We start from the raw sequence: 8,981 nt of genomic DNA on the forward strand, positions 1-8,981 counted from the left end.
TCGCCTTACGGTGGAGCTGTGCGTAGATGTGATCAAGAGACAGCCCCCAGTTCCGCGACGCGGCGGCACCAGCCGATGGCGTCGATGCCGGTGCCGCGGCGGCCGCCATGGGTGAAGACCTCCCACTTCCCGGGCACGACGTTGCGCGCATCCACCGCCACCACGATGGCCTGGGAGCCGAAGGCCTCGGCCGCGCGACGCACGAGGCCGGGATCGGCCACGGCGGCGGAGTTGATCGAGGCCTTGTCGGCGCCGGCGAGGAGCAGGGCGCGCACATCCTCCACCGAGCGGACGCCGCCGCCGACGGTGAGGGGGATGAAGACCTTCTCCGCGGTACGCGACACGACGTCGAGCATGGTGCCGCGGTTCTCATGCGTCGCGCCGATGTCGAGAAAGGTGATCTCGTCGGCGCCCTCGGCATCGTAGAGGCGGGCCTGTTCCACGGGGTCCCCCGCATCGCGCAGCGACACGAAGTTGACCCCCTTCACGACACGCCCGTCCTTGACGTCGAGGCAGGGAATGACACGCAGGGCGAGCAGGGCGGCGGTTCCTCCGGGGCGGGAAGGGAGCGACTGTGACAAGGCCGCGATGCGCCGGAAGTTGTTCCGGGTCAAGCTGGGACCCGTGCATCCTGCTCATGTGATCCCGGGCCGCCGGATGCGGCCGCCAGTCGGGGCGCCGCGCCGGCCCGGGCCTGCGGAGGCCTGCCGGAAACGGGCCCGCCGGAACTGCCCGTCAGGGCGTGGGCCGCAGCCCCTGGGCCAGGGTGTATTCGTCGCGGCGCGGCTCGTAGCGCAGGCCCTTCCGGCTGGCCCAGCTGTTGTTGAGCAGGAAGAGCGGCATCAGCCCGACATCCTCGGTGGCCAGCTTTGTCGCCTGCCGCAGCAAAGCCTCGCGCCGCCCGTCATCCAGCGTGACCAGGGCCTGGTCGATCAGCCCGTCCAGCGCCGGGTTGCTGTAGCGGCTGAAATTCGGCTGGCCGCGCCCGGCCTCGCGGCTGAAGGTCGCCACCACGTTGCGGAGGAGCGAGGAGGCCTCGTTGCTGCTGCTGCCCCAGCCGCCGAGGCGGACCGGCAGGTCGGCCCTGGTGCCGCGTGCCAGATAGACCGACCAGGGCAGGGCCTCGATCGTGGTGGCGACGCCGATGCGGCTCCACATCTGCGCCACGGCCTGGGCGACCTTGGCGTCGTTGGGATAGCGGTCGTTCGGCGTGGCCAGGGTGACGCGCAGCCCCTTCGGGAAGCCCGCCTCCGCCAGCAGGCGGCGCGCGGCGGCGGGGTCGTGCGTCGGCACCGGGACTTCCGGCGCATAGGACCAGGTGCCGGGCGGCAGCCACTGCCCGGTCGGCGTGGCGGTGTTCTCCATGATCCGCGTGGCCAGCGCCTCGCGGTCGATGGCGATGTTCAGCGCCTGCCGCACCCGCCGGTCGAGGAAGGGGTTGCGGCCGAGCGGCTGGCCGTCGATGCCGCTGACGCCGGGCACGTCGCCCTCGCGCGAAAAGTCCGTCTGCAGGTAGATCAGCCGCGTGCCCTGCACCGTGGTGACGGAAAGGCGTGGGTCGCGCGACAGGCGTGGGAGGTCGTTGCTCGGCACCTGGTCGATCAGGTCCACGTCGCCGGCCAGGAGTGCCGCGACGCGCGAGCCGTCATTGGCGATGAAGCGGTAATGCACCTGCGCCCAGGGTTCCCGGCCGCCCCAGTAGTCCTCGTTGCGCACCAGCTCCGCCCGTTCGCCGGCGGTGAAGGAGGCGTAGCGGTAGGGGCCGGTGCCGATCGCCGCCTTGCCGCTGTTGAAGTCCTCGGGCTTCGCATCCTGCGCGGCGTGGCGGGCGATGATGGCGATATTGGCGAGGTCGCTGGGCAGCAGCGGCCAGGGCTGCTTCATTTCCACGCGCAGGGTCAGCGGGTCCGGCACCTCCACCCGTGCGATGGGGCGGACCGCGCTGACGAAGCCGCCCTGGGCATTCGGCAGGCGATCGAAGGTGAAGACCACGTCGTCGGCGGTGAAGTCGCGCCCGTCATGCCACTTCACGCCGGGGCGCAGGCGGAATTCCCAGACCCGGTCCGACACGGCGCGCCATTGCGTCGCCAGGCCGGGCCGCAGGTTGCCCGCGGCATCCTGCAGCACCAGCCGGTCGAAGACATGCAGGCCGAGCGCGCTGTTCGAGGCGGTGTTGGAGATATGCGGATCGGCCGAGGCGACAGGGCTGGCGCCGGCGATGGTGACGCTCTGAGCCCGCAGCGGCGCGGCGGGCAGGGCGAGGGCCAGAAGGGCGGCAAGGGCGGCGGCGCGGCGCGCCGGAGCGAGGTTCTGTCGGGCGCGAATCATGGTGCCAACGGGATAGCCCGGAGGATGCGGCACGGAAAGTGTTTTGCGAGAAAACACTATTTGATGTCGTGTTTTAATCGCCTTGTCGTGCCCTGGCGCGGGCGGCCCCGCGGGATGCCCCCCGGGGCCGGGGGAAGCACCCCCTACCGCGCGTGGTGCATGGCGAAGGCCGCGGCGGCGCCGTAGAGGCCGGGCTGCGGGTGAGTGATGCGCTTCACCGGGATCGCGGCCATGTTGGTCTCGAAGCGGCCCTTGGCGGTGAAGCGGTCGGCAAAGCCCGAGACGGCGAGCCGGTCGGCGATGCGGGGCACGATGCCGCCGGCCAGCACCACCGCCTTGGCGCCGTGCACCAGGGCGACATCACCGCAGAAGGTGCCGAAGGCGAGGCAGAAGCGCTCCAGCGCCGCCGCCGCCAGGGCGTCCTCGCCGGAGGTGGCGGCCTGCCACAGGGCGGTGTCGGTGCCATGGGTGGGGGCGCGGCCCTCGATGGCGGCCAGGGCCTCGTAGATGTTGAGCAGGCCGGGGCCGGAGACCACACGCTCCGAGGAGACGCGGCGGAAGCGGTCGCGCAGCCGTTGCAGGATCCCGTCCTCCAGCCGGTCCACCGGGGAGAAGTCCATGTGGCCGCCCTCGCATTCGATCACATGGACATGCCCGTCGCGCCGCAGCACCAGCGCGACGCCGAGGCCGGTGCCCGGGCCGATCACGCTGATCGTGCCGCTTTCCGGCAGGGGCTGGTCCGGGCCCCCGTCTGGGCCGCTGAGATGGGCGAGGTGTTCGGGCCCGACCGCGGCCACCGCATGGCCCACCGCGCCGAAATCGTTGATCAGGGTGATGTGCTCCACCCCGAGCTGGGCGGGAAGCTGCGCCGGGCGGATCACCCAGGGGTTGTTGGTGAGCTTCAGCACCTCCGTGTCCACCGGGCAGGCGACGGCGATGGCGGCCTCGGGCGGCGTGGGGCGGCCGAGATGGCGGGCGAAACCCTCCCAGGCGGTCTGCAGGCTGGCATGCTCGGCGGTCTTCAGCACCACCGGCTCGCCGAGGGAGAGGACGCGGCCGCCCTCGACCTCTGCGATGGCGAAGCGGGCATTGGTGCCGCCGATATCGGCCGTGACGATCTCCATGCGGGCCTTCTCCGTGGTTGCGTGGCCGCTGGGCGGCCGGTGGCGCGGCGCCTGGCTTCGCCCGGCGGCGCACCGGAGTCCACCATGCCAGCCATCGCATCCGCGCGACAGGCGGCAGGGCCGGGATGCCTGCCGCAGGCGCTTCCTCCGGGGCGATGCGGGGTTGAGGCCGGGGCGATGGCCCTCTATCCCCGGGGGACGCATCCCGGCGGCCGCTTCCCGGCCCTTCCGGGTGCGGGCTGCGGAAAGGATGGGCGGATGCGGGTCGAAGAGCTGGAAACCCCGGTGCCGGTGGTGGATCTCGACGTGATGGAGCGCAACCTGAAGCGGATGCAGGACTACTGCGACGCGCATGGCATCGCGCTGCGCCCGCACATCAAGACGCACAAGCTGCCGCGCCTGGCGCAGCGGCAGGTGGAGCTGGGGGCGAAGGGCATCACCTGCCAGAAGCTGGGCGAGGCCGAGGTGATGGCCGATGCCGGGCTGGACGACATCTTCATCTCCTATCCGCTGATCGGCGAGGCCAAGGCGCACCGGCTCGCGGCACTGGCGAAGCGGGTGCGGATGCGGGTCGCGGTGGACAACCCGCTGGCGTTGGCCACGGCGGCGCAGGCGGCGCGCGAGAGCGGCGCCGAGATCGGCGTGGTGGTGGAATTCGACAGCGGCAACAAGCGCACCGGCGTCGAGACGGTGGGCGAGGCGCTGGCGCTGGCGAAGGAGATCGCGGCGACGCCGGGGCTGCGCTTCGACGGGCTGATGACCTATCCGACCTCGGCGCAGACCAGGGTCTTCCTGGAGGAGGCGCGGCCGGCCTTCGCGGCGGCGGGGCTGGAGATTCCGATGCTCTCCGGCGGCGGCTCGCCCGGTGCCTGGGCGGTGCACGAGATCGCGCCGATCGACGAGATGCGGGTCGGCACCTACATCTACAACGACCGCGCCATGGTCGGCGCCGGCGCGGCGACGCTGGACGACTGCGCCATGGTGGTCTGGGCCACCGTGATCAGCCGCCCGGCCGAGGGGCGCGCGATCCTCGACTGCGGCTCCAAGACCCTGTCCAGCGACATGGTGGCGCCCGAGGTCGGGCCGGGCTACGGGTTGATGCCCGACTACCCGGATGCGGTGATCACCCGCGTGAACGAGGAGCACGGCACGGTGGATGTCAGCCGCTGCGCGAAGAAGCCGGAGCTCGGCGAGCGCGTGCGGATCATCCCCAACCACACCTGCGTGGTGACCAACCTGCATGACGAGGTGGTCTTCGCCCGCGATGGCGAGGTGGTCGGCTCCTGGCCGATCCCGGCCCGCGGCATGACGCGCTGAGGCCGGGAGAGAAACGATGGACGCCGAAGCGAAGCTCCGCGAACTCGGCCACGAGCTGCCCGTGCTGGGCAAGCCGCTCTTCTCCTACGTGCCGTTCCGGCGGGCGGGGGACACGGTCTATATCTCCGGCCAGGTGCCGCGGCTGGCAGACGGCTCGCTGATCACCGGGCAGGTCGGCACCGTCCTGGACCTGGAGGCGGCGCGCAAGGCCGCCCTGCTCTGCGGGCTGCATATCCTGGCCGTGGCCAGGGCGGCGGCGGGCAGCCTGGAGAAGGTGGAGGTGCTGAAGGTCTTCGGCATGGTGAACGCCGCGCCGGGCTATGGCGACCAGCCCAAGGTGATCGACGCCTGTTCCAACCTGTTCGTCGATGTGCTGGGCGAGCGCGGGCGCCATGCCCGCTCGGCGGTCGGCATGGGCTCGCTGCCCTCCGACGTGCCGGTGGAGATCGAGGCGGTGATCCGCATCCTCGACTGACGCGCCAGCAGCGGATCGCTGCGGGGCGGGCAGCGCGTCGGCGTCACGGGCCGCCAGGCGCCGCATGTGCCGCGCGATGAAGGGCAGCTTCCAGCGCGCGACGCCGAGGTGGTCGAGGATGGCGCCCGCCTCCAGGCCGCGCAGCCCTTCCGCCTCGCCCGGCCGGGTGCAGCGGAAGCCGTAGCGGTCCGCCACCCCGTTCAACACGCCGGCGAACCAGGGGAAGCTGTCGGCAAGCGTGCCGTCGAAGTCGAAGGCCGCCAGCGCGTAGGGCGGGGCGGGCGGGGCGTCCGCCACCGGCTGGCACGCGGCGCTCAGCCTGCCGCGGCCAGCGCCTGGGCCGGGGTCAGGCGGCCGTCATAGAGGGCGCGGCCGACGATGACGCCCTCGATCGTCCCGGCCTCGCGCACGGCGGTGATGTCCTCCACCCCCGCGACGCCGCCGCTGGCGATGACCGGGGTGGTGAGCCGCGCGCCCAGCGCCGCCGTGGCCTCCACGTTCACGCCGCCCAGCATGCCGTCGCGGTCGATATCCGTGTGGATGATGGCGGCCGCACCGGCATCCTCGAAGCGCAGCGCCAGCTCGCGCGCCGTCATCTCGCCGACCTCCGCCCAGCCCTCGGTGGCGACGTGGCCGCCCTTGGCGTCGATGCCGATGGCGACGCAGCCGGGATAGGCGCGGCAGGCGGAACGGGCGAAATCCGGGTCCTTGGCGGCGGCGGAGCCCAGGATCACCCGCGCCACCCCGGCCTCCAGCCAGGATTCCAGCGTGGCCATGTCGCGCACCCCGCCACCGAGCTGCACGGGCAGCGAGGTGGCGCCGAGGATGTCGCGCACCGCCGCCGCATTGGCCGGGCGGCCGGCGAAGGCGCCGTCCAGGTCCACCACATGCAGCCAGCGGAAGCCCGCGCCGGCGAAGCTGGCGGCCTGGGCGGCGGGGTCCTCGCTGTAGACGGTGGCCTGGTCCATCTCGCCGCGGCGGAGGCGGACGACACGGCCGCCCTTGAGGTCGATGGCGGGGTAGATGGTCAGGCTCACATCCGGTCCTTTCCGCGTCGGCCCCGCCCGGGCTCCAGCAGCTTGTAGTAGTAGTGGCCGGGCACGGTGGCGCCTTCGACCCGGGCATAGGCGGGGTGGGTTCCCCACCGGATATAGCCGCAGGCCTCGAAGAGCGCGATGGCGGTATGCTGCGTCGCACGCACGTCGAGGTTCAGCACCCGGTGGCCCAGCGCCGCCGCCCGTTCCTCCACCCGCCGCATCAGCAGCCGCGCGAGGCCGTGGCCGCGGGCATAGGGGGCGATATAGGCGTGGCTGAGCTGGGCGGCCCAGGCCTGGGCCTCGTTGTTGCGGGGCGGGCGCATGAGCTGGGCACTGCCGACCGGATGGCCATCCAGACGGGCGACGAAGAGCTCCCGCTCCGGCACCAGCATCACGCCGCGGAAATGGCGCTCCAGGATCTCGCGCCCCTGCGGCATGATCCAGCCGAAGCCGCCGCCCTCGGCGATGGCGGCGTCGGTCGCCTCGCAGAGCTCGGCGAGGTCGGCCTCGTCCAGCGAATCGACCCGCTCCACCGAAAGCTCGTGCATGGGGTTGGGCAGGGGACCGTTCACGGAGACCAGCGCAGGAAGTTGCCGAGCATGCGCAGGCCGAGGCCGCCGCTCTTCTCCACATGGAACTGCGTGCCGGCGAGGTTGTCGCGCCCCACCATGGCGCAGACCGGCCCGCCATAGCCGGCGCTGGCCAGCAGCTCCCCGGCCGCTCCACCGCGGAGCGCGTAGGAATGCACGAAATAGGCGTGCTCCCCGGGCGCCACCCCGGCCAGAAGCGGGTGCGAAGGGGCCGCGAGGTCCAGCCCGTTCCAGCCCATCTGCGGCAGGGGCAGCGGGGAGGCATCAGGCCCGACCGGGTCCATCGGCGCGATCTCGCCCCGGATCCAGCCCAGGCCGGGATGGCTGCCGTGCTCCAGCCCGCGCTCGGCCATCAGCTGCATGCCGACGCAGATGCCCAGGAAGGGGCGGCCCCGCCGCTCCACTGCCTCGCGCAGCGCCTCCTCCATGCCCGGCAGCGCGTCCAGGCCGTGGCGGGTGGCGGCGAAGGCACCCTGGCCCGGCAGCACGACGCGGTCCGCCGCCGTGACATCCTCCGGCCGGGTGGTGACGTCGATCGCCGCCGCGAGGCCGGCCTCCCCGGCCGCCCGGCGAAAGGCGCGCAGCACGGAGGCGAGGTTGCCCGCCCCGGTGTCGATGACGGCGATCCTCATGCGGGCCTCCCGGCCGGGGATCGTCCACCCAGGCGCAGCAGCGCCACCTCCTCGTCCGCCCCGGCCACCACGCCGGATTCCGGCAGGCCGCGCCGCGCCAGCGTCCAGCGCTGCACGTCGCGGGCCTGGAAGCCAGTCAGCAGCGCCAGGGCGAGGCCGGCCCAGGAGGATGAGGCACCGGGCAGGAAGGCGATGGCCACGGCCAGCACGATCCAGCCGAGCAGGCCCCACCAGAGGCCCTTGAACAGGAACCAGAGCGGGCCGAACAGAAAGGCGGCCAAGGAGAAGCCTTCCGGCACCAGCACGGGCTCCGCCGCGCGGGGCGCCATGCCCGTGACGGGAACGGAGGTGCGGGGCGGCGTGTGGATGGTGAAGACCCGCATCACGCCTCCAGCATTCCCTTGGTCGAGGGGATCGCCCCCGCCGCGCGGGGGTCGGGCTCCACCGCCTGGCGCAGCGCGCGGGCCACGGCCTTGAAGCAGCCCTCGGCGACATGGTGCGCGTTGTGCCCGTGCCGCAGCATCACATGCAGGGCGAAGAGCCCGTTGGAGGAAAGGGCGCGGAAGAACTCCTCGAACAGCTCCGTGTCCATCTCCCCGATCTTCGGGCGCTCGAAGGGCACTTGCCAGACCAGGAAGGGGCGGCCCGAAAGGTCGATCGCCGCCTCGGCCAGTGCCTCGTCCATCGGCACCACGGCATGGCCGTAGCGCCGAATCCCGCGCTTCTCGCCCAGCGTGCGGCGCAGCGCCTGGCCCAGCACGATGCCGACATCCTCGGTGGTGTGGTGGAAGTCCACATGCAGGTCGCCCCGCGCCTCGACCCTGAGGTCGAACATGGCGTGGCGGGCCAGCGCCGTCAGCATGTGGTCCAAGAAGCCGATGCCCGTCGCGATCTCCGCCTGTCCCGTGCCGTCGAGGTCGAGGCGGAGCGTGATGGCGGTCTCGCCCGTCTCGCGGACGATCTCGGCGATGCGGGGGGCGAGGGGAGCGGGGACGGCATTCATGGCGTCCGTTTAGTCCCGAGGGGGCAACCGGGGGAAGAGGGAGGCGCGGCCAGGGAAAGCCGCCGCCCGCCGGCATCCGGCAGGAGGCCGGGCCGGCATGGGTTCAGCGGCGGATCAGGATGTAGTCGATGGTCAGGGTGATCTCCGTGCTGTCGGCCCTGGTCCCTTCCGGAAAGGGCGGCAGGGTCTTGTCCCGCAGCATGGCCTGCGCGCCCATGTCGAGCCATTTGGAGCCGGACCGGCTGACCAGCCGCAGGTCCTGCACCCGCCCGTTCTTCAGCACGGTGAAGCGCACGGTGGCGGTGCCGTCCTCCCCCGCCATGGCGGCCATCTGCGGGTAGTAGCCGTTCCGGTCCAGCCAGGCGCGGAAGGCGGCCATCCAGTCGGCGCCCGGATTGGCGCCCTGGATCCTCACCGAGGTCCCGAGGTCGGCTGTCTCTTGATCACATCTACGCACAGCTCCACCGTAAGGCGA

The 8,981-nt window shown here is 72.3% G+C and carries 10 protein-coding genes and 2 pseudogenes; 2 read left to right on the forward strand and 10 right to left on the reverse strand.

Annotation, left to right across the window (positions count from 1 at the left end; translation table 11 throughout):
- Positions 1-41: 41 nt before the first annotated feature.
- From hisF to glk, 3 genes and pseudogenes are all read right to left on the reverse strand, one after another.
- Positions 42-539: pseudogene (gene hisF, locus ROTAS13_RS14035) on the reverse strand (imidazole glycerol phosphate synthase subunit HisF); the annotation flags it as partial.
- A 196-nt stretch (positions 540-735) separates the two neighbouring features.
- The gene (locus ROTAS13_RS14040) at positions 736-2,328 is read right to left on the reverse strand and encodes an ABC transporter substrate-binding protein (protein WP_075822646.1); all 1,593 of its coding nucleotides are present in this window, start codon (positions 2,326-2,328) and stop codon (positions 736-738) included.
- Between the two features lie 143 nt (positions 2,329-2,471).
- The gene (gene glk / locus ROTAS13_RS14045) at positions 2,472-3,452 is read right to left on the reverse strand and encodes a glucokinase (RefSeq protein WP_019461460.1); all 981 of its coding nucleotides are present in this window, start codon (positions 3,450-3,452) and stop codon (positions 2,472-2,474) included.
- 258 nt (positions 3,453-3,710) lie between these two features.
- Here glk and ROTAS13_RS14050 point away from each other — a divergent pair, with 258 nt between their 5' ends.
- Both ROTAS13_RS14050 and ROTAS13_RS14055 read left to right on the forward strand, forming a co-directional pair.
- Positions 3,711-4,769, forward strand: coding sequence for a D-TA family PLP-dependent enzyme (locus ROTAS13_RS14050; RefSeq protein WP_075822647.1), 1,059 nt, complete (start codon positions 3,711-3,713; stop codon positions 4,767-4,769).
- 16 nt (positions 4,770-4,785) lie between these two features.
- Positions 4,786-5,244 carry a RidA family protein gene (locus ROTAS13_RS14055; RefSeq protein ID WP_019461458.1) on the forward strand — a complete coding sequence of 153 codons (459 nt, stop codon included), beginning with the start codon at positions 4,786-4,788 and terminating at the stop codon, positions 5,242-5,244.
- A gap of 57 nt (positions 5,245-5,301) precedes the next feature.
- Here the strand turns inward: ROTAS13_RS14055 and ROTAS13_RS28620 are convergent.
- From ROTAS13_RS28620 to ROTAS13_RS14090, 7 genes and pseudogenes are all read right to left on the reverse strand, one after another.
- A pseudogene (locus ROTAS13_RS28620) lies at positions 5,302-5,541 on the reverse strand (HAD hydrolase-like protein); the annotation flags it as partial.
- 17 nt (positions 5,542-5,558) lie between these two features.
- The gene (hisA, locus tag ROTAS13_RS14065) at positions 5,559-6,275 is read right to left on the reverse strand and encodes a 1-(5-phosphoribosyl)-5-[(5-phosphoribosylamino)methylideneamino]imidazole-4-carboxamide isomerase (protein ID WP_026033256.1); all 717 of its coding nucleotides are present in this window, start codon (positions 6,273-6,275) and stop codon (positions 5,559-5,561) included.
- A 2-nt stretch (positions 6,276-6,277) separates the two neighbouring features.
- Positions 6,278-6,829, reverse strand: coding sequence for a GNAT family N-acetyltransferase (locus ROTAS13_RS14070; RefSeq protein WP_019461456.1), 552 nt, complete (start codon positions 6,827-6,829; stop codon positions 6,278-6,280).
- Between the two features lie 20 nt (positions 6,830-6,849).
- Complete coding sequence (gene hisH / locus ROTAS13_RS14075; RefSeq protein ID WP_019461455.1) at positions 6,850-7,503, reverse strand: imidazole glycerol phosphate synthase subunit HisH; 654 nt, start codon at positions 7,501-7,503, stop codon at positions 6,850-6,852.
- The gene (locus tag ROTAS13_RS28485; RefSeq protein ID WP_075822648.1) at positions 7,500-7,886 is read right to left on the reverse strand and encodes a DUF2628 domain-containing protein; all 387 of its coding nucleotides are present in this window, start codon (positions 7,884-7,886) and stop codon (positions 7,500-7,502) included. Before ROTAS13_RS28485 ends, hisH begins: the two co-directional genes overlap by 4 nt.
- Entirely contained in the window at positions 7,886-8,506 is a 621-nt protein-coding gene (gene hisB, locus ROTAS13_RS14085) for an imidazoleglycerol-phosphate dehydratase HisB (protein WP_058389046.1), read from the reverse strand. Before hisB ends, ROTAS13_RS28485 begins: the two co-directional genes overlap by 1 nt.
- A gap of 103 nt (positions 8,507-8,609) precedes the next feature.
- On the reverse strand, positions 8,610-8,981 hold a 372-nt coding region (locus ROTAS13_RS14090; protein ID WP_139323360.1), incomplete at its 5' end, for an energy transducer TonB.

The organism is Roseomonas sp. TAS13, from assembly GCF_001950415.1.
Classification (GTDB): Bacteria; Pseudomonadota; Alphaproteobacteria; order Acetobacterales; family Acetobacteraceae; genus Roseomonas; species Roseomonas mucosa.